Below are 24,150 nucleotides of genomic sequence, written 5' to 3'. Positions count from 1 at the left end.
TTAATTATTTTACTGAAGGTATTTGTCCTTTAAACTCTAATTTTAATGGGTATGCGTATTTATAGTTTGGCTTTTTAGGTAAGCTAATTTCTAATCCTTTTTCAGATTGTTTTATTTTAACTCGCCCTTTTCCACCAATTAGTTTAATAGATTTTAGTGTTTTTAAATCTAAGTTTGAAAGAGATTCAATTAATAAATTACCGTTTTCAGGCCATTTTAATGAAGTTATATAGAGTACAGTATTCTTTTTATTACGAGTAAAACGAACATCTTTAGTGGTAGCGGTATACATTTTATGGCCAGTTTCGTTTTTTTCACCCCATTTATCACCAACATCTCCAAAAACTTCATAAGGGCGAGTTTTATAAACTGCTTCTCCGCATATTTTTAACCAAGCACCTAATTCATACATCATAGTTTTTTGTTCTTCAGGAAAAGTTCCATCTGGTCTAGGAGCAAAAGACAACATTAACACACCTTTTTTGCTAATTATATCCATTAACTGGTCTACAATCATGTTTGTTGGCTTAATTGTTGTTCCTTCTACAAATCCCCAGTTATGATCATCGTACACACAATCATCTGTTTGCCAAACCATTTTGCCTATAGTATTCATACCTCCACGTTCATAATCACGCACTGCAGAACCTTCTTTATAAAATTTCGATTTATAATTCAGTACAACATTAGGATTTCCAAATGTTCCTTTGCCGTTTTTAACCGCGCTATTGTAATAATGAGCGCCAAATTCTTTTCTACGAGATTCCCAAACAGGAAGTTTAAAACCCCAATCAAAATAATATAAATCTGGTTTATACATATCAGCTAATTCTTTAGTTCTAGCTAACCAACGATTCATATCGCGCTCACTTGGTTTTACCAAACCACGAGAACGAGGTATCCAAGTTTTGCGCCCTTCTCCGTTGTAAATTCTAACAGTATCTGCGCTTTTTTGAACTATTGGATTTCCATATAAATCTTGATATTCAGGATTAGTTGCATCGTATCTATTTATATGATTCCATTGAAAAAAGGCATAATTCCAAGCGGTATGATTCGAAACACCAAATTTTAATCCTCTTTTACGAACAGCTTTTTCAATTTCGCCTACTAAATCACGTTTTGGCCCCATATTTACAGAATTCCATTTACTTAATTTAGTATCCCATAAACAAAACGAATCGTGATGAGCTCCCATCATAGTAAAGAATTTTGCACCACCTTTAACACATAAATCTGCCCATTCATCAGCATTAAAATTTTCAGCTTTAAACATTGGAATAAAATCTTTGTAGCCAAATGTTTCTGGAGGTCCATAGGTTTCATTATGGTGTAAATGAGTTGCTAAACCTTGGTTGTTTCTACTACTTTGATCTTTTTGTGAATACATCCATCTACCATACCATTCTGCTGCATGATTGCCTTTAAAAGCAGGAACTGAATAAACTCCCCAATGTACCCAAAAACCTAATTTTGCATCTTCATACCATTCCGGAGCTTCATAATTTTGAAGTGATTTCCATTCGGGTTTATATGTTTCAGAATTTGATTGTGCAAAAATAAAACTGTTAACACAAAAAGTAATAAGTATTAAATAACTGAATTTAGTTCTCATATTTATGAATTTACAAGTAAAGATACTTTTTAAAGTATACTTTTATGGAGTTACAAGTACAACAAATGTATCTATGAATAAAACGAATACTTAAATCTTATTTTTGTTGTCATATCCATTACAACCTTAAAACTTCCTTCTGTAGTTATTCCATTAGAATGATTTATTATAAATCCTAACGAGCTGTATATTTTCCATTGGAAAGTTTCTGATCAACTAGCCCCATATTAATAGTTACAATATAATTATATGGTTGAGTAATTTCTGTTATATCAGTATTGTCGCTATACTATAGCAAAAAGTAATAAAAAAAATAGATGAGTATTTTATATAGTTAGTTATAAAAAATTAAATAAATGGTTAATAGAATTTAATTTTTTATAACTATTAGTTTAGCTAATTCTTCAGCAGTTAAATCTTTATATTTTTTACCGTTAAAAGTAGCTTTATTATCAACTTCAATAGACATTGTTTTTTTTGTGGCATAACCAGAAATTATTCTATCTTCAGCATTAATAGTGTTGTTGCCTTTTATTTTTAAAAACCCTTTGCCATAACCAATTGAAATAGCTGGTTTTTTACTGAAGGTAATTGTATTACCATCTAAAGTAATATTGCTCGAGCCGAAATCTATTTTTTCTTCATTTGGAATTTTTCTTCCATTTCCGTGGCCGGTATAACCTGTAGAGAAAATGATAATAGCACTTCCTACATCATTTCGCATAGTGTTGTGCTTTATTAAAAGGTCTCTAGTATCGTGTTCAATATGTATAGCTTGAGAATAACTTTGTAAACCACCATCCATTCTTTTGTTATTTTGAATTACGGCGTTTCTAGTATTAGCAATAGCTACATTAAACCTAGCAGCAACATAAAACTCGCAATTATCTATTATAATATTTGAATGGTCTATTAAATTTGTATCTGCAAAAGCATTATCTATACTAATTTGATGATCTCCTCCTTTAAACACACATTTTGTAACTAAAAAATCATTTAGAATAACCGAATCCATTGTTTGCACACCAAACTTACAATCTGTAAAATTAGAGTTTTCAACAAGTATATTTTTATAATCGCCTCTAAAGTCTACACCTGTATAGCGTCCTTTTGAAAACGAACAATTTTTAATTGAAATATTTGTTAAGAGCTGTTTATTAGCTTCAACCCTAATTAAATTTACAGCGTTACTAAATGAAAGGTTCTCGAAAGTTGTAAAACTAGCTTGTAAAACAACCAAATTGTTTTTTTGACTCTCTTTAGTTAATCCATATTTTTTATTGTTCGATCTTGATTTCCCTTTAAATGTAATTCCGCTTTTTTTTATGGTGAAGTGTTTGTCGGTATTTTTAAAAACAATATCTATATCTATTAAAATAACATCACCAGCTTTGGCTTCGTTATATGCTTTATTGAGTTTTTCAACAGAACTTCCTTTTTTTGATGATACTTTAATTGTTTTGGCATTTGTAATTTGTAAACCAATTAAGACTAAAAATATTACTTGTAAATATAATTTCATAAATAATGTTTTAAAATATACTACAAACATAATGTGCATTAAACTAACTAATAATTACTTATGGTTTTAATAGGGTATCATATGTTTTTATAGTTATTATAAGTTGTAATATTTACGTTTGTTGAACGTCTTAATACGTATTCAAACAATTTTTGTACATTGACATTTAAAATAAAACACGAATGACAACTATAGATAAATCTACCATTGATTTTTTAAAAAAATTACATAAAAATAATAATCGCGATTGGTTTAATGATAATAAACCTGCCTTTTTAGAAGAGCAGAAAAAAACTAAAGAGTTTTATAATGCGATTATGGAAAAGTTAAAGGAACATGATGATATAGATAAATTTAAATTTTTTAGAATTTATAGAGATGTTCGTTTTTCAAAAGATAAAACGCCTTACAAAGCTCATTTTGCTGGTTCTTTTGCAAGAGCAACAAAAAGATTACGTGGAGGGTATTATTTAAGAGTAAGACCAGGAGAAAGTTTTTTGGCTGGTGGTTTTTGGGAACCTAATAAAGAAGATTTATTACGTATTAGAAAAGAGTTTGAAATGGATACTGTTGAAATTCGTAAAATATTGAATGATAAAACGTTTATAAAACAATTTGGAAAGTTGCAAGGTACTGCTTTGAAAACCGCTCCACGAGGGTTTGATAAAGAGCATCCAGATATGGACTTAATTAGAATGAAACAATTTATAATTGTGCGTAATTTTACTGATAAAGAAGTATTAGCATCTAATTTTTTAGATGAATTAGATGATAGTTATAAAGCAATGAGGCCATATTTTGATTATATGAGCGAAATTTTAACTACAGATTTAAACGGAGAATCTATAATAGATTAAAATTGAAATTATTATATAAAAAAAGCATCCTTATAAAGGATGCTTTTTTTATACATAAATACGTTTTAGTTATTGAACTATTAATCGTTTAGTTGAATAAGCCGAATCACTTTCAATTTTAACTATGTACATTCCACTAGGAATATAATCTATACTAATTTTATTATTTGTAAGCTTAGGATTGCTAAGTTGTTTAATTAATTGACCTGTAATACTATAAAATTCAATAGATTTTAATTCATCATTATTTGGTGAACTAATAATTACTTTATTGTTTTTTGTAGGATTAGGGTAAACTGAGAACAAGTTTTTATCAAAGTCATTTGTTGATAACGTTGAATAACAAGTCCAAGTTATATCATCAATTGTAACTTGTTTCCCAGTAGTAGGTACTATTTTTATTACTATATCATCTGAAATATTAATATTAGAAACAGTAAATGTTTGAAGACTTGTATTATCCCAAGCAATTGAAATTCCTTGTGAAACATCATTAATAAATAATTCTACTTGTCTGTCTCCACCACCAGTAAATGCTTTCTTTAAATTACAAGTGAAACTTCCAATTCCACCTGAAATAGTTGAAGATGTAAGCGAGCTAGTAGTGTTTCTTAACATTAAACTTTGACCATTTATTTCATTTCCATTATCGTAAGCATCTCTAGATTCAGTATAACTCCAAGTTATATCATTAACACCTATAAAACTTCCATCATCATATCCTCCCGATGGTAAGCTAGTAGCATTAGCAAATGTTTCAGTTCCGCAATCACTTGTTGCCGCACTTGTTGTTATAGTTTCTGTATTACTAACAGCAGATGTATTATTAGCTGCGTCTTTAGCATAAACAGTAAAATCATAACTTGTTTCAGGAGTAAGATTTGAAACAGCATATGAATTAGTAGGAGAAGTACCAATTAAGCTACCATCTTTATAAATTTCATATAAAGTAACTGCAACATTATCAGTTGCTGGTGTCCAAGATAAATTTGCACTTGTACTTGTTACATTGCTAGAAACTAAATCTGTAATTGCAGAAGGAGGCGTAATGTCTATAACATTAGTAGTTGTAAAGTTTTCAGTATTACTAACTAAAGATAAATTTCCAGAAGGATCTTTAGCATAAACAGTAGCATCGTAGTTAGTGTTTTGCGTTAGTCCAGTAACAACTTTAGAATTTGTTGTTGAAGTAGTATACAAGGCTCCATCTATAAAAATATCATAACTAGATACCGATATATTATCTGTTGAAGCTGTCCAATTTAAGTCTACTGTTGTATTTGTAATGTTTGAAGCAACTAAATTAGTTGGTGTAGAAGGTATTTCTGTATCTGGAGTTGTAGCAAATGCACTCCAAATCATATTTACATATTCAGGATGATCAATATAAGGGTTTCTATTTCCTTGATATACATATGCAGCGTTATTTCTTGCTGTTTCTCTAGTAGATACAGGATCGTTTGTATGCCACTTAACCAGCAAAGTAATAAACCAGTCTGCATAAGCTTGATTTTCGGTACCATTTAACATATCATGAGACCAACCATCAATTTGTGATTCATAGCGTGTTGCAAAATATAGCATGCATCGAGCAATATCACCTTTAAATTCATCAATAGGTTCAAATACGGTTCCTGAGTATCCTGGAGTTATATTAGGTCCTCTTTTAGAGCCGTTTAACGATGTCCAAGTTGGAGATGAAACTTCTCCAAAAGGATAATTATTTCTTTGTCCATTTACTTTACCATCAGAAGGAACCACATGATGAATATCTGTTCTCATTGGTACTTGTTTGTCAAATGTACCTTGAGGAAATAAATGTTCTCTATTGTAGCAATCACTTTCTGCACTATAATTACCGCAATTATTAGATCCGTGATTATAATTATAAGGGTCTTCACCTGTTGGATTTTCAGAATACATATCTAAAACAGTATTGTCACCTTCATAATAAAGATCACTATCTGTAGATTGGTAACCGCCATATAGAGCCGAATAACCACGGTCTATATGTCCATTTGAAATTATTGAAGATAATTGCGATTTTAAGGCATATCCAGTTCCGGTAGCGCTATCATAATATCCACTAGGTATTTGACCGTAGGATGTTATTGACATTAATAAAACAAAGAGTAATAGTTTTTTCATAAAGTTGCTTTTAATTTTTCAAGCACGAATTTATAAAAAACTATTTTTAAATTGTTAATTTAACATTAATTACATGTTTTTTTATTAGTAATTTTTAACTTATTCTTTCTAACAAAGCCATATAAAAACCATCGTAACCAGATTTAAATGGAGATACCTTATGATCTTTAATAATTCTAAAGTTATCGTTATTTTTTAAAAAAGCTTTAACTTGTTTTTCGTTTTCTGAAGGTAGAATAGAACAAGTTGCGTATACCATTTTTCCTCCATTTTTAACAAGTTGAGAGTAACGTTGTAAAATTTCAGCTTGTGTTTTAATAATGTTTTCTACAAACTCTGGTTGTAATTTCCATTTACTATCTGGATTTCTTTTTAAAACACCTATACCACTACAAGGAGCGTCAATTAAAACTCTATCTGCAGTGTCTTTCATTTTTTTAATTACTTTGGTTGTTTCAATAACCTTAGTAGTTATGTTATGCGCTCCAGCTCTACGAGTTCTAATTTTTAATTTCTTTAATTTACTTTCGTAAATATCAGTGGCAATAATGTTTCCTTTATTTTCCATTAAAGCAGATAAATGTAATGTTTTACCACCAGCACCAGCACAAGTATCAATAACTCTCATTCCTGGTTTTACATCTAAATATTCTGCCACAAGTTGAGATGAAGCATCTTGTACTTCAAAAAATCCACTTTTAAAACAATCTGTTCTAAATACGTTAGCACGCTCAACTAATTTTAAAGCATCAGTATAACCATCAATAGCTACAGTTTCTATACCTTCTTCAGCTAACTTCTTTTGTAAAACATCTTTAGTTGTTCTAAGTGTATTTGTACGTAAAATAACTTCAGCCTGTTTGTTTAAAGCTGTCATTTCTTTAGCCCAATGTTTCTCGCCTAATTCTGCTACACACAATTCATCTAACCAATCTGGAATAGATTCTTTAAATACACGTACTTTTTGAAGTTCATCAAATTTCCCTTTAATTCTTCTTTCTGGCACACCATGTAATTGGGGCCAATCTGGTAAATCATACCCTTTTAGTGTAGCAAAAACTGAAAAGTTTTTCCAAACGTTCTCTGTTGTGTAATGGTCTTTAGTACCAGCAATTTCGTTGTATAAACGTTTCCAACGTACCATTTCATAAATGGTTTCCGCAACAAATTTACGGTCTCTAGCTCCCCAACGACTATCGCGTTTTAAAGCTTTTTGTACTACCTTATCAGCATATTCACCTTCATTAAAAATTAGTTTAATGGAATCAATAACTGTAAATACTAGGTTTCTATGCAATCTCATATTAAAAAATTAAGGTTGCAAATATAGTCAATTACTTACTAAGTTATTGTTAATTGTAAATTGAATGTTATCTTCGTATTTTTAAAACAAAAAATGCCAACTTATTCATTAAATACAGCAATTTCTTATTTAAAAGGTGTAGGCCCTAATAGAGGCGATTTATTAAAATCGGAATTAGGGATACATACTTTTGGCGATTTAGTGAATTTTTTTCCAAATAGATATTTAGATAGAACGCAATTTTTTAAAATAAATCAACTACAGCAAAATTCTTCTGAAGTGCAAATAGTTGGTAAAATTACACGTGTAAAAACAGTTCAACAAAAAAGAGGAAGTAGGTTAGTAGCAACTTTTGTAGATGATACTGGCTCTATGGAATTGGTTTGGTTTAGAGGCGCAAAATGGATTAAAGATTCTTTAAAAGTTAATGTACCTTATGTAATATTTGGTAAAACAAATTATTTTAAGGGTATGTTTTCTATGCCACATCCAGAAATGGAGTTGGTAAGTGTTTATAAAAAAAGTTTGCGTGGAGCTATGCAACCTATTTATCCTTCAACAGAAAAATTAGTTAATAAAGGTATTAGCAATAAAGTTATTTCAACAATTATTCAAAACTTATTTGAAGAGCTAAAAGGAAATTTTAAAGAAACATTATCTAGCAGAATAATTGAAAAACTACAATTAATTAGTAAAACACAGGCATTATTAAATATTCATTTTCCAACAAATCAAGAATTACTTACAAAAGCTCAATTTAGATTAAAGTTTGAAGAATTATTTTTTATTCAACTTCAATTAATTAGAAAAAAACTAGTTCGAAAATCTAAAATAAAAGGTTTTGTTTTTGAAAAAGTAGGTGAGAAGTTTAATTCATTTTATAGCGATAAGTTACCATTTGATTTAACCAACGCCCAAAAACGAGTATTAAAAGAAATAAGAAAAGATGTAGGGTCTAATGCTCAAATGAATCGTTTGTTACAAGGAGATGTTGGTTCTGGAAAAACAATTGTGGGCTTATTGGCAATGTTGTTAGCAATAGATAATGGATTTCAAGCAGCTTTAATGGCTCCAACCGAAATTTTAGCAACGCAGCATTATAATTCTATTGTTGAAATGCTTGATGGCTTAGAAGTATCTGTTAAACTTTTAACTGGTTCAACAAAAGCTAAAGAACGTAGAATTTTACACGCAGAATTAGAAAGTGGAGAATTAGATATTTTAATTGGTACACACGCGTTGATTGAAGATAAAGTAAAATTTGAGAATTTAGGTATTGCTATTATTGATGAACAACATAGATTTGGAGTAGAGCAACGATCTAAAATGTGGCAAAAAAATACCTTACCACCGCATATTTTGGTTATGACAGCTACACCTATACCAAGAACGTTGGCAATGAGTTTGTATGGCGATTTAGATATTTCTGTTATAGATGAATTACCTCCAGGAAGAAAAGCAATAAAAACAGCGCACAGATTTGATTCTCAAAGACTTTCTATGTTTCAATTTTTGAAAAAAGAAATTGATAAAGGTAGACAAGTTTATATTGTATATCCATTAATTAATGAATCCGAAGCAATGGATTATAAAGATTTAATGGATGGTTTTGAAAGTATTTCTCGCGATTTTCCAAAACCAAATTATCAAATTAGTATTGTACACGGTAAAATGAAACCAGCCGATAAAGAGCACGAAATGCAACGCTTTTTAAAGGCCGAAACTCAAATTATGGTGGCTACAACGGTAATTGAAGTTGGTGTAAATATACCAAACGCCAGTGTTATGGTTATAGAAAGTGCGGAGCGTTTTGGGCTATCTCAATTACATCAATTACGTGGTAGAGTTGGTAGAGGTGCAGATCAAAGTTATTGTATTTTAATGACAGATTATAAATTATCTGCCGATGCAAAAACAAGAATGGAAACAATGGTTAGAACTAGCGATGGTTTCGAAATTGCTGAGGTTGATTTAAAGTTAAGAGGCCCAGGTAATTTAATGGGTACACAACAAAGTGGTGTTTTAAATTTAAAAATAGCTGATATTGTTAAGGATTCTCATTTGTTAAAATCTGCTAGAAGTTTTGCAATTAATTTGTTAGCAAACGACCCTACGCTTAGTTTAGATGAAAATTTAAACATTAAAATAGCTTATACTGAAATTAGTAAAAACAGCACAATTTGGCAGAATATTAGTTAATTTTCTACTAATTGTATAAACTCTTCAAAATAGGACACATTTCTGAGTCATTTTTAACTGCAAATTTTTATCATTCAAGTTCTATTGTTTATCTTTGCAATTCGTTTAAAAAACAGAATAAATGAAAATATCATATAATTGGTTAAAACAATTTTTAAAGGTTGATTGGGAAGCCGAAAAAACAGGAGAATTGTTAACTGATTTAGGGCTTGAAGTTGAAGGAATTGAAACTGTAGAGTCTATCAAAGGAAGTTTAGCCGGAATTGTTGTAGGTAAAGTTTTAACGTGTGTTCAGCATCCAAATGCAGATAGATTACGTGTTACTACTGTAGATATTGGTGCAGAAGCTCCTGTACAAATTGTTTGTGGAGCTCCTAATGTAGCCGAAGGTCAAACAGTGCCAGTTGCAACAATAGGTACCGTTCTTTATGATGATAAAGGTGAAAGCTTTAAAATTAAAAAAGGAAAAATTAGAGGCGAAGAAAGCTTTGGAATGATATGTGCCGAGGATGAATTAGGTTTAGGATCTGGTCACGACGGTATTATGGTGTTAGATGATGAACTTGAAGCAGGTGTACCTGCTGCTGAGGTTTTTAATATTGAAAAAGATGAGGTTTTTGAAATTGGATTAACTCCAAACAGAGCCGATGGTATGAGCCATTATGGTACTGCTCGTGATTTACGTGCAGGAATGATTCAACAAGGAACTTCTTTAGAATTAATTTCACCTTCAGTAAGTGATTTTCATGTAGACGATAGAACTTTAAAGTTTGATGTTGTTGTTGAAGATAGTGAAAAGGCACCACGTTACGCAGGTGTTACTATTTCAGATATTGAAGTGAAAGACTCTCCAGAATGGATTCAAAATAGATTAAAAGCAATTGGTTTAACTCCAATTAATAATATTGTTGATGTTACTAATTATGTGTTACACGAATTAGGACAACCATTACACGCCTTTGATGCTGCTAAAGTAAAAGGTAATAAAGTAATTGTTAAAACATTACCTTCAGGTACTAAATTTACAACTTTAGATGAGGTAGAACGTGAGTTACACGAAGAAGATTTAATGATTTGTAATGGTAACGAAGAACCAATGTGTATTGCCGGAGTATTTGGTGGTATAGATTCTGGTGTTACAAAAAATACAACTTCTATATTTTTAGAAAGTGCATATTTTAACCCTGTTTCTGTTCGTAAAACTGCAAAAAGACATGCGTTAAATACTGATGCATCTTTTAGATTTGAGAGAGGAATTGACGCTAATTTTACTGAATATGCTTTAAAAAGGGCAGCAAATTTAATTATTGAAGTTGCTGGTGGTAAAGTTTCATCTGAATTAATAGATTTATATCCTTCAAAAATTGCAGATTTTGAAGTTTTTCTTTCTTTTGAAAAAATGGATCGTTTAATTGGTGCTGAAATTCCAAGAGAAACGGTTAAAAATATTTTAGCATCACTAGATATTAAAGTAAATAGTGTTACTGATGGAGGTTTAGGATTAACAGTACCATCATATAGAGTAGATGTTACACGTGAGGCAGATGTTATTGAAGAAATTTTAAGAGTTTACGGTTATAATAATGTAGAGTTTTCTCACAAATTAAATACATCTATTTCTTTATCTGAGTTTGATGGCGTTAAAATTGAAAATGTTGTTGCAAACCAATTAATTGCACAAGGTTTTAATGAAACAATGGCTAATTCTTTAACTAAGCCAGAGTATTTAAATTTAACAGATAATTTAAGTGAAGAACATAATGTAGCAATGTTAAATCCTTTAAGTAGTGATTTAGGTGTTATGCGTCAGTCGTTGTTATTTAGTGGTTTAGAGTCTGTAATTTATAATGTAAATCGTAAAAATGGTTCATTAAAGTTTTTCGAATTTGGAAAAACATACCACAAGTTTGAAAGCGGTTATAGCGAGCAAAAACATTTAACTTTATTTGTTTCTGGTAATAGAACAAAAGACAGTTGGAATACACCTCAAAAAACTTCAGAATTCTTTTATTTAAAAGGAATTGTTGAAACAATGTTACAACGTTTAGGTATTTCAAAAGTAAAAGTAACACCAACTAAAAACGATGTGTTTTCTGAAGGAATTACATTAAGTTTAGGAAAAATTAAACTAGTAGATTTAGGTGTTGTAAAGCGATCAATAAATAAAACCTTTGGAATTAAGCAAGAAGTATTATTTGCTGATTTTAATTGGGATAATGTTTTAAAAGTAGGAGGTAAAACAAGTATTAAAATTGCTGGTTTGCCAAAATTCCCTGCTGTTAAAAGAGATTTTGCTTTACTAGTTGATAAAGAAACTACTTTTAAAGAATTATATAATTTAGCTTTCCAAGCTGAAAAGAATTTATTGAAAGATGTAGATTTATTTGATGTTTATGAAGGTGATAAGTTAGCTGAAGGCAAAAAGTCTTATGCACTTAGTTTTTTATTGCAAGATGAAAACAAAACATTAAATGATAAACAAATTGATAAAATAATGAAAAAGCTGCAGCAAACATTTGAAAAGAATGTAGGTGCCACGCTTAGATAAAAATAATTTTAAAGCCTTTAGATATATTCTAAAGGCTTTTTTTTAATATTGCAGAAATATACGTTTATGTACAAGAGTTTAATTCGTCCTTTCTTTTTTCTTTTCGATCCAGAAAAAATTCATCATTTTACATTTTCATTAATTCGTTTTTTATCTAAAATACCAGGTGTTTCAGCTATTTTTAGAAGCCTGTATCAAATAAACGATAAAAGCTTAGAGAGAGAATTATTTGGATTAAAATTTAAGAATCCGGTTGGTTTAGCTGCAGGATTTGATAAAAATGCAGTGTTGTTTAATGAGCTTTCAAACTTTGGTTTTGGTTTTGTTGAAATTGGTACAGTAACTCCAAAAGCACAAGCAGGAAACCCTAAAAAAAGAATTTTTAGATTAAAAGCAGATAATGCTTTAATTAATAGAATGGGGTTTAATAATAACGGATTAGAAGCTGCTATTGAAAAATTAAAAGGAAATAAAGGCAAAATTATTATTGGAGGTAATATTGGTAAAAATACTGCTACAATGCCAGATGCTTATACAAAAGACTATTTAGAGTGTTTTAACGCATTACATCCGTATGTAGATTATTTTGTATTAAATGTTAGTTGTCCAAATGTAGGTAGTCACGCTAAATTAACCGATAAAGATTATTTAATTGAATTAATTACAGCGGTTCAAAACGCAAACAATGCTTTTGAAAATCAAAAACCAATTGTTTTAAAAATTGCACCAGATTTAAATGATGTTCAGTTAGATGAAATAATTGAATTAGTTGCAGAAACCAAAATTGATGGAGTAATAGCGTCTAATACATCTGTAAATAGAGAAGGTTTAAAAGCTTCAAAAGAACAATTGAACGCTATTGGTAATGGAGGTTTAAGCGGTAAACCAGTTAAAGATAGAAGCACAAAGGTTATTCAGTACCTTTCTTCAAAATCTAATAAAGCATTTCCAATTATAGGTGTAGGTGGTATACATTCTGCAGCAGATGCTATTGAAAAATTAAATGCAGGTGCTGATTTGGTTCAAATTTATACAGGCTTTATTTATGAAGGTCCTGGACTGATTAAAAAGATAAATAAAGCGATACTATCTCAATAGTATTGTGATTATATTAACCAAATTATCAGATTAATTTAATAGATTTACATTAGAATTTTAAAAACACAAATCAATGAAACAGTTAATTTATATTTTCACTTTTTTAATTACTGTAACGGCAATTGCACAAACAACTACAAATATTGAAGTTGAAAAACAAAAATTAAAACAAGCTTTAGCATATAATGATAAAGCTGTAGCGGCAAGTGCTATGTATTCTATAATTGCTTTGGAAGGTGAAACAAGCACATACAAGGATAGTTTAGCTTATATGTATTTTAACAATAGAAATTATGTTTCTTGTTTTTTAGTTTCGAATGATATTTTAAAAACTAAAAAAGGGGATAAAAATTTTTTAGAAATGAGTGCGGTTTCTTTAGAGCAAATGGGTGCTTTAGAAAAATCGATTGAAATTTATACAGATTTATTATCAACTTCAAACAATAATTACCACGCATATAAAATAGCTGGTTTACAGTTAGCGTTAAATAAGTTTGATGAAGCTTTTGCAATGGTTAGAAAAGCAGATGGTTTACCTGATACGGGGAAAATAACAGTAAATTTTCAGGTAAATAAAAACTATACTCAAAATGTAAATTTAAAAGCTGCCATTGCTTATTTACAAGGAATTGTAGAAATGAATTTAAAGAAAAATACGGAAGCAAAAGCTAGTTTTGAAAGAGCAGTAACGTTATTTCCTGAGTTTGTTTTAGCAAAAAGTAAATTAACAACGCTAAATGCTGAAAAGTAAAACCATACAACATATTTAAAAAAAGGCTTTGAGAATTTCTCAAAGCCTTTTTATTTATAGTTTTTCTTTCAAATAAGGAGCAGTGTAAGATTCTTTAACATTTATTAAATCTTCAGGTAATCCTTCAAAAGTAATATTACCACCATTTTTACCACCTTCTTTACCTAGATCAATAATATAATCGGCACATTTAATTAAATCTATATTGTGTTCTATTACAATTATAGAATGTCCGTTATCGATTAAAGCATTAAATGAGTTCAATAATTTTTGAATATCGTGAAAATGTAACCCAGTAGTTGGTTCATCAAAAATAAATAAAGATTTACTTTGTCTTGATCCTTTTACCAAAAACGAAGCTAATTTAATTCGTTGTGCTTCACCACCCGAAAGGGTAGAAGAAGACTGACCTAAAGTAACATACCCTAAACCTACATCTTGTAAAGGTTTTAGTTTTTTTACAATTTTAGTTTCGTTATGTTCGGTAAAAAAAGCAATAGCATCATCTATGGTGCTATTAAGAATGTCATTTATAGATTTGTCGTGAACTTTAACCTCAAGAACTTCTTTTTTAAATCGTTTTCCTTTACAAATGTCGCATTCTAAATGTACATCTGCCATAAATTGCATTTCTATAGTTACTTCACCTTCACCTTTACATTTTTCGCAACGCCCACCTTCAACATTAAAAGAGAAATGTTTAGGTTGGTAGTTTCTAATTTTCGAAAGCTTTTCTGAAGCAAATAAAGCTCTAATATCATCGTATGCTTTTACATAAGTAACGGGGTTCGACCTGCTTGAACGTCCAATTGGATTCTGATTGATAAATTCTATATGTTCAACTTTGTCGGCATTTCCTTGAAGCTCAGTAAACTGACCAACTTTTTCGCCATAACCACCAACAACTTTTTGAACTGCAGGGTATAATATTTTACTAACTAAAGTACTTTTTCCACTTCCAGAAACTCCTGTAACAACAGTTAATGTGTTTAAAGGAAAAGTAGCGTCTACATTTTTTAAATTATTTTCTCTAGCTCCAACAACTTTAATTACGTTGGTATATTTTCTACGTTTTTTAGGAACTTCAATTTTTAGCTTTTCATTTAAATATTGAGCTGTTAACGAATTACTTTTTAAAATATCATTAAATGTACCTTCAGCAACAATTTCACCACCATAAGTACCAGCTTCAGGTCCTATATCAATAATTACGTCTGAAGCTTTCATAATATCTTCATCGTGTTCTACCACAATTACGGTATTACCTAAATCTCGTAAATCTTTTAAAACTTTAATTAAACGTTCAGTATCTTTTGGGTGTAAACCAATGCTTGGTTCATCTAAAATATACATAGAGCCAACCAAACTACTACCTAAAGAAGTTGCTAAATTAATTCGTTGACTTTCACCACCAGAAAGTGTGTTTGATGTTCTGTTTAAGGTTAAATACTTTAAACCAACATCATTTAAAAACTGCAATCTATTGTTAATTTCAACTAACAACCTTTTTGCAATGTCAGCATCGTAGGTATTAAGTTTTAATTGCTTAAAAAACTGAGCCAATTCATCTAAAGGAAGGTCAACAAGGTTATTTATATGTTTACCACCAACTTTAATATTGTTAGTTTCTTCTCTTAATCGTTTACCATTACAAGCAGTACATTTAGTTTTACCTCTGTAACGAGAAAGCATTACTCGATATTGAATTTTGTAACTTTTTTCTTCTAAATGTTTGAAAAAATCGTGTAAACCATCAAAAGAATCATTTCCATCCCAAATGAGTTGTTTATGTTCTTCGGAAAGCTCAAACCAAGGTTTGTGTACCGAAATTCCTAAATCGTAAGCATTGTTAATTAAATCTGCTTTGTATTTTTTGAATGAATCGGATTTCCAAGGTAAAATAGCATTGTCTAATATAGAAAGTGAAGTATTTGGTATTACTAATTCTTCGTCAACACCAATTACATTTCCGTAACCTTCGCACTTAGGACAAGCTCCATATGGGTTATTGAAACTAAATAAATGCGTATTGGGTTCTAAAAACTGAATACCATCTAATTCGAATTTGTTATTAAAAAGAGTTTCTTTATTTGTTGCTAACTCTTCAATAATACATTCTCCTTTACCTTCAAAAAAAGCAGTTTGAATAGCATCACCTAACCGATTGAAAAAATCTTCATCATCCTTAACAACAATACGATCTATAACTAGATAAAAATCACGTTCAATCTCTTTTTCAATTTCTTCAATTCGTAAAATTTCACCTTTATACTTAATACGAGCATACCCTTGTTGTGCAAGTATTTTTAAGGTTTGCAACACATTTCTATCTTCTGGAATATGTACTGGAGCTAATAACAACAATTTACTTTTTAGCTCAATTTCTTTTATAAAATTTAAAACATCAGTAACAGTATGTTTTTTTACTTCTTTTCCAGAAACTGGAGAGTAAGTTTTACCAATTCTGGCATACAGCAATTTTAAGTAGTCATAAATTTCTGTTGAAGTACCTACGGTTGAACGAGGATTGGTAGAGTTTACTTTTTGTTCAATAGCAATTGCAGGTGCAATTCCTTTAATATAATCTACTTTAGGTTTATTTAATCTACCTAAAAACTGACGTGCGTAAGATGATAAGCTTTCAACATATCTACGTTGTCCTTCAGCAAATAGTGTGTCAAAAGCTAAACTAGATTTTCCCGAGCCAGATAAACCAGTTATAACAACTAATTTATTTCTAGGTATAGCAACATCAATATCTTTTAAATTATGAAGTTTGGCACCTTTAATTAAAATGTTTTCTTTTGGATCTAATGCAGCTATATTTTTTGTCATTTATACTCTAAAAAAATGAATAGCTGCAAAGATAATCACAAATTTTAATTATATCATTTATCATATGTTTAAAAATTATAGAATAAACAGTATTTATTAGTTTTTTAAACGCCTACTTTATTGAAAATTAATATATTGTAATTGCAAAATTAAAAAAAGAAAAAGAACGATTACAATTTTACTAACCAATGACTTATTTTAAATTTTTAAAACCGCTATTTTTTATAGTGTGTATTTGTATTTCAAATTATTTATATAGCCAAAATTTTGAACGTATTGAAAATGTTGCCGATTTAGGTTTTTTAAAGAAAAACAGTGGTGTAGCTGTAGCAGATTTTGATAATGATGGTGATTTAGACATGTTTGTGGTTGCAAAAGCAAAAGATGAAGAAGGTGTAGAGGAAAGCCATAGTAAATTATTGAAAAACAATAACAATGGAACATTTACAGATGTTACAAGTGGTTCTGGTTTAATTAACCTATTAGATTCCACAATAGATTCTGAAAAATACGATGGATTAAATGGTTTTAAGCACGGAGTTTCTTGGGGAGATTATGACAATGATGGTTATCCAGATTTGTTTTTTACGCATTCTTATAAAGTGCAATTATTTCATAACCAAGGCGATGGAACATTTGTAGATGTTACAGCAAGTGCTGGAATAAAAGAGGTAAACTATTGTAGAAATACAACTTCTACTTGGTTCGATGTAAATAACGATGGTTTTTTAGATGTTTATATTTCTGAATGGGGCGAATGCGATAATAACTATTTTTATTTAAATAATGGAAACGGAACTTTTAAAGATGTAACAGAAGATTTTGGAATTAAAAACGTAAAGTTTTCATATATGGCTTTACCATTCGATTTTAATAATGATGGTTGGATGGATTTGTATGTATCTAATGATTTTGAAAGAAATAGTCTTTTTATAAACGAAAATGGTACAGGGTTTAAAGAAGAAGCTAGTAATTATGGTTTAGATAGTGGAATTAACGATATGGGTATTGCCATAGGTGATTATAATAAAGATGGATTTTTCGATTTATTTATTACCGCAATTAATGAAAACGTATTATTAACAAACAATGGAGATAACACCTTTAGCAATAATACAGACGAAAAAAATGTAAATGATACTGGTTGGTCTTGGGGAACAACTTTTGCCGATTTTGATTTAGATGGAGATGAAGATTTATTTGTTGCCAATGGTTATCAATTAGCAGATAGGCCAAATCAAAATCAATATCCATCATTACAAAACAATGTTTATTTTAAAAATTTATATGTTGAAGGTGATGCTACGTTTTCAAATCAAGAAGGTATATCTAATTTAGATGAAACCACAATAAGTGTTAGTTCTATGCCATTTGATTATGATAACGATGGAGATTTAGATTTATATGTAACTAATAGCGATAGAGTGTCTTATTTCTATGAAAACAAAACAATAAACAACAATCAACCTGTAGATAAAAATTGGTTTAAAGTTAGTTTGGAAGGAACAACTTCCAATAGAGATGCTATTGGAACAACTTTAATTTTAAAAACAAATAAAGAAACATTAAAACGTTATTATACCGGTGTTAGCTTACTGTCTCAAAGTTTACAAGCAGTACATTTTGGGCTAGGAGATGCAACAGAAATTATTGAATTAGAGATTAATTGGCCATCTGGAATTAAAGAAACATTCAATGCCTTAGAAGTAAACAAATTAATAAAAGTTAAAGAAGGTGAAGGGTTTGAAGTTGAAGAAGAAGAGGAAGTAATAAAGTTGGAAGGTTGTACAGATCCAAACTCATGTAATTATAATCCAGATGCCGTAGTAGACAATGGTTCTTGTACCTATTTAGAATCAAAAAGTATACAAGGTTCTATTACAAGCGGTTATTTCAAAACTGAAGAATATAGCTATCCAAATACTGCAGGTTCAACTTATAAATGGCATGTTGAAGGTGGTGTTTTATTAGAAGGACAAGGAACAAATTCAATAAAAATAAAATGGGAGCTAGATAAAAAAGGTTATATCTCTGTTATAGAAACTAGTAGTTCTTGTAGTAGTGAACTTGTTGAGTTAGAAGTTGAGTTAAAAGCTTCAAATTTACCAGATAAAAACTCTATTGCTAGAATATGGAACGAAGCTTTGCTTACAGCAATTAGAGGAGATTATGCGAGGCCAACGGTACATGCTCGAAATTTATTTCATACAAGTATAGCTATGTATGATGCTTGGGCAATTTATAGTGAAGAAGCAAGAACATATTTAATAGGAAATGAGGTTCATAATTTTAATAGTTCTTTTAATGGCTTTTCAACAGAAGAACCAATAGAAGAAGCTAGAAACAAAACTATTAGTTATGCAGTTTATAGATTGTTAAACCATAGATTTAAAAACGCTCCTAAATTTCAAAATTCAAAAGAAATATTTGACTTAATTATGGAAGAATATGGTTATGACATTAGTTTTGTGTCTACAGATTATTCAAAAGGAAATTCAGCAGCTTTAGGTAATTTTATTGCAGAAACTATTATAAATTATGGGTTTACAGATAACTCTAGAGAAAGGTTTACTTATCAAAATGCGTTTTACAAACCGGTAAATGAAGCGTTGGCGCCAAAAATACCAGGTAATAAAAATGTAACTGATCCAAATAGATGGCAGCCATTAAGCTTAGATCAATTTATAGATCAAAGTGGAAATTTAATAGAAGGTACAACACCAGATTTTTTAAGTCCGGAATGGGGAGCAGTTTCTCCTTTTTCTTTAACTAGTGAAGAGAAGTCAATTTTTACAAGAAACGGTAATGAATATTCAGTTTATCATTATATAGATGGTCCACCACAATTAGATTTATTGCAAGATACTAAGTTAAGTAACGCTTATAAATGGGGTTTTAATTTAGTTTCAATTTGGGGAGCACATTTAGACCCAACAGATGGAGTTATGTGGGATATTTCACCAAAATCAATTGGTAACATTGATAGTAACGATTTCCCAGAATCGTATGATAATTACAATAACTTTTACAATGAAACTATTGGCGGTGATATTGGAACTGGTTATAGTATAAATCCAATTACAAATACGCCATATAAGGAGCAGCAAGTACCAAGAGGTGATTATGCTAGAGTTTTAGCCGAATTTTGGGCAGATGGTCCAGATTCTGAAACACCACCAGGACATTGGTTTACCTTGTTAAATTATGTAAATGACCACGAATTAATTGTTAAAAAATTAAATGGTAAAGGAGAAGTGCTTGGTGCTTTAGAATGGGATGTTAAATCTTATTTTTTAATGGGTGGTACAATGCATGATGCTGCTATAACAGCTTGGGGTATTAAAGGTTGGTATGATTTTATTAGACCAATATCAGCAATTAGATATATGGCAGAGTTGGGTCAAAGTACCGATGCTTCAAAAGAAAATTACCATATTGCAGGTATACCACTAAAAGAAGGTTTTGTTGAAGTGGTTGAAGAAAATGATCCGTTAGCAGGTAAAGAAGGAGAACATATTGGTAAAATAAAAGTATATAGTTGGAGAGGTCACGATTTTATTGAAAACCCAGTTGAAGACACTGCTGGAGTAGGGTGGATATTGGCAGAATACTGGTGGCCTTACCAAAGGCCAAGTTTTGTTACACCTCCATTTGCAGGTTTTGTTTCTGGGCACTCAACCTACTCTAGAGCAGCAGCAGAAGTTATGACACTTTTAACTGGATCTGAATATTTTCCAGGTGGTATGGGTGAATTTTTAGCTAAAAAAGATGAGTTTTTAGTTTTTGAGAAAGGACCAAGTGTAGATGTTAAGTTACAATGGGCCACTTATAGAGACGCTTCCGATCAATGTAGTTTATCTAGAATTTGGGGAGGTATTCATCCGCCAGCTGATGATATACCAGGAAGAAAAGTAGGCGAAATACTCGGTGTTAATGCATTTGATTATGGAATTCAATATTTTAGTGGTAAAGAATTGCAACAGTCTGTAGAGAATTCAACCATTAGTTTTGTGTATCCAAATCCAACACAAACAGACAATGTTTATATAAATAATACAAAAGCTTCAGATGTTTTTTGGTTAGGAGATATGAAAGGAACGAGTATACCAATTAAAACAGTTCATAATACTTCAACAAATATTACAGAATTGAAGTCTCAAATAAATTTGTCAACCGGTGTTTATATCTTAAAAATTAATAACGAGACAAAAATGTTAGTTAAACAATAATTGAATACAGTTATTGTTGAAACTTTTTAAATAAAATGTTAAAATTATGTGATTTATAGCTGTTTGAGGCAGTAAAACTTGTAGAAATAAAAATTATTATGCATCTTTGAGTATATTTAAATTAAAAATACGCGTATAAAACATCATTACTTTTTATAATTAAAAATCAATAATTAAACTAAATACACCTTTTAAAAGAGGTATTATAGTTATGAAAAGTACAAATATATCTGATGGCGTATTAGTCAGCAATTACATACAAGGAAGTGAAAAATCTTTAGAGATTTTAATAGTTAGACATAAGCAAAGAATATATAGTTTTATTCTTTCAAAAGTTTTAGATAGAGATTTAGCAGAAGACATTTTTCAAGATACCTTTATAAAAGTAATTAATACTTTAAAAAGAGGAAGTTATAATGAAGAAGGAAAGTTTTTACCTTGGGTAATGAGAATTGCTCACAATTTAGTAATTGATCATTTTAGAAAAAGCAAAAGAATACCAACCTTTAAAAATACTGATGAATTTGATATTTTTACAGTTATTGGAGATGAACAACTAAATGCTGAAAATGAAATTATTAAATCTCAAATATTGGATGATGTAAGAGGGTTAATAACAGAGCTTCCTGAAGATCAAAAAGAAGTTTTATTAATGCGTATGTATAAAGATATGAGCTTTAAAGAAATATCGGAAAATACAGGAGTTAGTATTAATACAGCACTTGGTAGAATGCGATATGCACTTATAAATTTGAGAAAATTAATAGAGAAACATAATATTATTTTAGTTAATTAACAATAAAAGTGGATTTGTAGCGTTATATAGTAAATTAAGCCTATATATATGATGAAACTTTACTCTGAGAAGTCTTCTGCAAGGAAGCAACCAAAACAAGAAACAGTTCAGTATTTGTTAAATTATTCGAAACAATTGAAGATAATTAAAACCAACAAAAACTATCTTATTGAACTGAGTTTGAATTAATGTTCTTTTAAACCCATTCTCTAACCAAGAATGGGTTTTTTTAGTATATTTTGTGAGTTGAAAAACTTTTTGAAATTTACATTATTTTTTGAGAAAATCTGCAATTACAGATTTTCTACCAATAGTTTTGGTTATTATATCATTTTCTAAATTCCACCCTCGGGCTGGAGAATATTCTCTTCCGTAGTAAATAATTTGTAAATGAAGTTTATTCCATAATTCCTCTGGAAATAATCTTTTAGCATCTTTTTCAGTTTGAACTACATTTTTACCATTGGTTAAATTCCATCTATACATTAATCTATGTATATGTGTATCTACAGGAAATGCTGGTATTCCAAATGCTTGACTTAAAACAACTGCAGCAGTTTTATGTCCAACAGCTGGTAATTCTTCTAAGTCTTCATAAGTTTTAGGAACTTCACCATTATGTTTTTCAATTAGAATTTTGGATAAACCGTGAATCCCTTTAGATTTCATTGGAGATAAACCAACAGGTCTAATAATATCACGTATTTCTTCAACAGTTAATTTAATCATATCATACGGATTGTCTGCTTTTTTAAATAGAATAGGTGTAATTGTGTTTACTCTTGCATCTGTACTTTGAGCCGACATTAAAACTGCAATCAATAAGGTATATGGATCTTTATGATCTAATGGAATCAATGTATCTGGATATATATTTTCTAAAGTATCTATTACAAATTGAACTTTTTCTTGTTTTGTCATTTTTAGTATATTTACAAAAAGCTAAAATACAAATTATGACAACATTAAAAGTAGGAGATAAGGCACCAAATTTTAAAGCCTTAGATCAGGCCGGAAACACTATAAAATTAGAAGATTATACAGGGAAAAAATTAGTACTTTTCTTTTACCCAAAAGCAAGTACACCAGGTTGTACTATGGAAGCTTGTAACTTACGCGATAATTACAATATGTTTTTATCTAAAGGTTACGATGTTTTAGGTGTAAGCGCAGATTCAGCAAAAAGACAGCAAAATTTTATAAATAAAAACGAATTGCCTTTTCCTTTATTAGCTGATGAAGATAAGGCGGTAATAAATGCTTTTGGCGTTTGGGGACCAAAAAAGTTTATGGGACGTGAGTATGATGGTATTCATCGCACAACTTTTGTGATTGATGAAAATGGTATTGTTGAAGAAATAATTCAAAAAGTAAAAACAAAGCAACATACTGAGCAAATATTTGGAGAATTATAGAATTTTAATAAATCTTTTTTTTAAGATACTACTAATGTTTAAAGAATGAGGTTTTTATTAAATAACAAAATATAAAAAATGGAAGGTAAACTTTTAAAAACATCTTTAAAATTTGGATTAACTTTAGGGGTAATAAACTTATTATTAGGGGTGTTTGCTACATATACTTTTGACCCTAATAATTTATCGCAACAAAGCTCAATATTAATAAGTTTTATTACTTGGGTTTTATTTATTTTAACTATAACAATAGCTCATTTTCAGTTTAATAAAAGCAATGGAAATTATATATCATTTAAAGATGCAATTCTAATCGGGTTAATAATTATAGGTGTTACTTACATTATTTCTATAGTTTATTCTATAGTTAGTTATGAATTTCTTTTAACAGAAAAAATAGAAATCTTCAATAGAAATCTTAGCGAAAAATTTGGAACAAATTTAAATAAGAGTTTTATTTCTATTGAAACGCTTTTTTTTAAATCTCTATTTGGACTTTTAATTCAAATATTTTTATTATTTGTAATAATAACAATTGAATCACAATGGAAAATATATAAAAAAGCTGGTAAAGAAGGTTGGGCATCTATTATACCTATATATAATATTATAATTTTATTAGAGATTGTGAAAAAGCCTTTATGGTGGTTTATTCTATTATTAATTCCTTTTGTTAATATAATTATAGCTATTTTAATAATAAATAAACTTTCTATAAGATTTGGTAAAAATGAAGGCTTTACATTTGGTTTAATATTTCTTCCTTTTATTTTTTACCCTCTTCTAGGTATGAGTAAAGTAGAGTACAATAATGAATAAAAACTTGAAAGTTTA

15 protein-coding genes are annotated in these 24,150 nt (G+C 29.7%); 9 read left to right on the top strand and 6 right to left on the bottom strand.

Going from position 1 to position 24,150, the window contains the following annotated elements; genetic code table 11:
- Positions 1-4 precede the first annotated feature (4 nt).
- Both BLU40_RS07615 and BLU40_RS07610 read right to left on the bottom strand, forming a co-directional pair.
- Positions 5-1,615: an alpha-L-fucosidase gene (locus tag BLU40_RS07615; protein WP_090121847.1), complete on the bottom strand. Its 1,611-nt coding sequence runs from the start codon at positions 1,613-1,615 to the stop codon at positions 5-7.
- A gap of 370 nt (positions 1,616-1,985) precedes the next feature.
- Positions 1,986-3,137 carry a right-handed parallel beta-helix repeat-containing protein gene (locus tag BLU40_RS07610; protein WP_090121845.1) on the bottom strand — a complete coding sequence of 384 codons (1,152 nt, stop codon included), beginning with the start codon at positions 3,135-3,137 and terminating at the stop codon, positions 1,986-1,988.
- 182 nt (positions 3,138-3,319) lie between these two features.
- Here BLU40_RS07610 and BLU40_RS07605 point away from each other — a divergent pair, with 182 nt between their 5' ends.
- Complete coding sequence (locus tag BLU40_RS07605) at positions 3,320-3,994, top strand: DUF2461 domain-containing protein (protein WP_090121844.1); 675 nt, start codon at positions 3,320-3,322, stop codon at positions 3,992-3,994.
- Between the two features lie 69 nt (positions 3,995-4,063).
- Here BLU40_RS07605 and BLU40_RS07600 read toward each other — a convergent pair whose 3' ends face one another.
- A complete protein-coding gene (locus BLU40_RS07600; protein WP_090121843.1) occupies positions 4,064-6,142 on the bottom strand; it encodes an endonuclease in 2,079 nt (692 codons plus the stop codon).
- A gap of 94 nt (positions 6,143-6,236) precedes the next feature.
- Entirely contained in the window at positions 6,237-7,445 is a 1,209-nt protein-coding gene (locus BLU40_RS07595) for an RsmB/NOP family class I SAM-dependent RNA methyltransferase (protein WP_090121841.1), read from the bottom strand.
- Between the two features lie 93 nt (positions 7,446-7,538).
- Here BLU40_RS07595 and recG point away from each other — a divergent pair, with 93 nt between their 5' ends.
- The 4 genes from recG to BLU40_RS07575 all read left to right on the top strand — a co-directional run bounded on the left by recG (position 7,539) and on the right by BLU40_RS07575 (position 14,041).
- The gene (gene recG / locus BLU40_RS07590) at positions 7,539-9,644 is read left to right on the top strand and encodes an ATP-dependent DNA helicase RecG (protein ID WP_090121839.1); all 2,106 of its coding nucleotides are present in this window, start codon (positions 7,539-7,541) and stop codon (positions 9,642-9,644) included.
- A 121-nt stretch (positions 9,645-9,765) separates the two neighbouring features.
- Positions 9,766-12,192 (top strand): phenylalanine--tRNA ligase subunit beta, encoded by a 2,427-nt coding sequence (pheT, locus tag BLU40_RS07585; protein ID WP_090121837.1) that lies wholly within the window; start codon positions 9,766-9,768, stop codon positions 12,190-12,192.
- Between the two features lie 66 nt (positions 12,193-12,258).
- A complete protein-coding gene (locus BLU40_RS07580; protein WP_090121836.1) occupies positions 12,259-13,290 on the top strand; it encodes a quinone-dependent dihydroorotate dehydrogenase in 1,032 nt (343 codons plus the stop codon).
- Between the two features lie 73 nt (positions 13,291-13,363).
- A complete protein-coding gene (locus BLU40_RS07575; protein WP_090121834.1) occupies positions 13,364-14,041 on the top strand; it encodes a tetratricopeptide repeat protein in 678 nt (225 codons plus the stop codon).
- Positions 14,042-14,095: 54 nt separating this feature from the next.
- Here BLU40_RS07575 and uvrA read toward each other — a convergent pair whose 3' ends face one another.
- Positions 14,096-16,876: an excinuclease ABC subunit UvrA gene (gene uvrA, locus BLU40_RS07570; RefSeq protein ID WP_090121832.1), complete on the bottom strand. Its 2,781-nt coding sequence runs from the start codon at positions 16,874-16,876 to the stop codon at positions 14,096-14,098.
- Positions 16,877-17,064: 188 nt separating this feature from the next.
- Between uvrA and BLU40_RS07565 the strand changes: the two genes are divergently transcribed.
- Both BLU40_RS07565 and BLU40_RS07560 read left to right on the top strand, forming a co-directional pair.
- On the top strand, positions 17,065-21,105 hold the full coding sequence (locus BLU40_RS07565) for an FG-GAP-like repeat-containing protein (RefSeq protein WP_090121831.1): 4,041 nt from the start codon (positions 17,065-17,067) through the stop codon (positions 21,103-21,105).
- A gap of 211 nt (positions 21,106-21,316) precedes the next feature.
- On the top strand, positions 21,317-21,901 hold the full coding sequence (locus tag BLU40_RS07560) for an RNA polymerase sigma factor (protein ID WP_090121829.1): 585 nt from the start codon (positions 21,317-21,319) through the stop codon (positions 21,899-21,901).
- 270 nt (positions 21,902-22,171) lie between these two features.
- Here BLU40_RS07560 and BLU40_RS07555 read toward each other — a convergent pair whose 3' ends face one another.
- Positions 22,172-22,822: an endonuclease III domain-containing protein gene (locus BLU40_RS07555; RefSeq protein WP_090121828.1), complete on the bottom strand. Its 651-nt coding sequence runs from the start codon at positions 22,820-22,822 to the stop codon at positions 22,172-22,174.
- Between the two features lie 35 nt (positions 22,823-22,857).
- On the opposite strand from BLU40_RS07555, the gene bcp reads away from it, so the two are divergent.
- Together bcp and BLU40_RS17685 are read left to right on the top strand one after the other, a co-directional pair.
- Entirely contained in the window at positions 22,858-23,316 is a 459-nt protein-coding gene (bcp, locus tag BLU40_RS07550) for a thioredoxin-dependent thiol peroxidase (RefSeq protein WP_090121826.1), read from the top strand.
- 78 nt (positions 23,317-23,394) lie between these two features.
- Entirely contained in the window at positions 23,395-24,135 is a 741-nt protein-coding gene (locus BLU40_RS17685; protein WP_217633388.1) for a DUF5684 domain-containing protein, read from the top strand.
- Positions 24,136-24,150 lie beyond the last annotated feature (15 nt).

The organism is Lutibacter oricola, assembly GCF_900106565.1.
GTDB classification, from domain to species: domain Bacteria; phylum Bacteroidota; class Bacteroidia; order Flavobacteriales; family Flavobacteriaceae; genus Lutibacter; species Lutibacter oricola.
This window is presented reverse-complemented; position numbering and strand designations above follow the sequence as displayed.

Bases quoted from the DNA above. Each gene is read 5' to 3' on its own strand.
- BLU40_RS07615 (WP_090121847.1), bottom strand. From the start codon at position 1,615: ATGAGAACTAAATTCAGTTATTTAATACTTATTACTTTTTGTGTTAAC.
- BLU40_RS07610 (WP_090121845.1), bottom strand. From the start codon at position 3,137: ATGAAATTATATTTACAAGTAATATTTTTAGTCTTAATTGGTTTACAA.
- BLU40_RS07605 (WP_090121844.1), top strand. From the start codon at position 3,320: ATGACAACTATAGATAAATCTACCATTGATTTTTTAAAAAAATTACAT.
- BLU40_RS07600 (WP_090121843.1), bottom strand. From the start codon at position 6,142: ATGAAAAAACTATTACTCTTTGTTTTATTAATGTCAATAACATCCTAC.
- BLU40_RS07595 (WP_090121841.1), bottom strand. From the start codon at position 7,445: ATGAGATTGCATAGAAACCTAGTATTTACAGTTATTGATTCCATTAAA.
- recG (WP_090121839.1), top strand. From the start codon at position 7,539: ATGCCAACTTATTCATTAAATACAGCAATTTCTTATTTAAAAGGTGTA.
- pheT (WP_090121837.1), top strand. From the start codon at position 9,766: ATGAAAATATCATATAATTGGTTAAAACAATTTTTAAAGGTTGATTGG.
- BLU40_RS07580 (WP_090121836.1), top strand. From the start codon at position 12,259: ATGTACAAGAGTTTAATTCGTCCTTTCTTTTTTCTTTTCGATCCAGAA.
- BLU40_RS07575 (WP_090121834.1), top strand. From the start codon at position 13,364: ATGAAACAGTTAATTTATATTTTCACTTTTTTAATTACTGTAACGGCA.
- uvrA (WP_090121832.1), bottom strand. From the start codon at position 16,876: ATGACAAAAAATATAGCTGCATTAGATCCAAAAGAAAACATTTTAATT.
- BLU40_RS07565 (WP_090121831.1), top strand. From the start codon at position 17,065: ATGACTTATTTTAAATTTTTAAAACCGCTATTTTTTATAGTGTGTATT.
- BLU40_RS07560 (WP_090121829.1), top strand. From the start codon at position 21,317: ATGAAAAGTACAAATATATCTGATGGCGTATTAGTCAGCAATTACATA.
- BLU40_RS07555 (WP_090121828.1), bottom strand. From the start codon at position 22,822: ATGACAAAACAAGAAAAAGTTCAATTTGTAATAGATACTTTAGAAAAT.
- bcp (WP_090121826.1), top strand. From the start codon at position 22,858: ATGACAACATTAAAAGTAGGAGATAAGGCACCAAATTTTAAAGCCTTA.
- BLU40_RS17685 (WP_217633388.1), top strand. From the start codon at position 23,395: ATGGAAGGTAAACTTTTAAAAACATCTTTAAAATTTGGATTAACTTTA.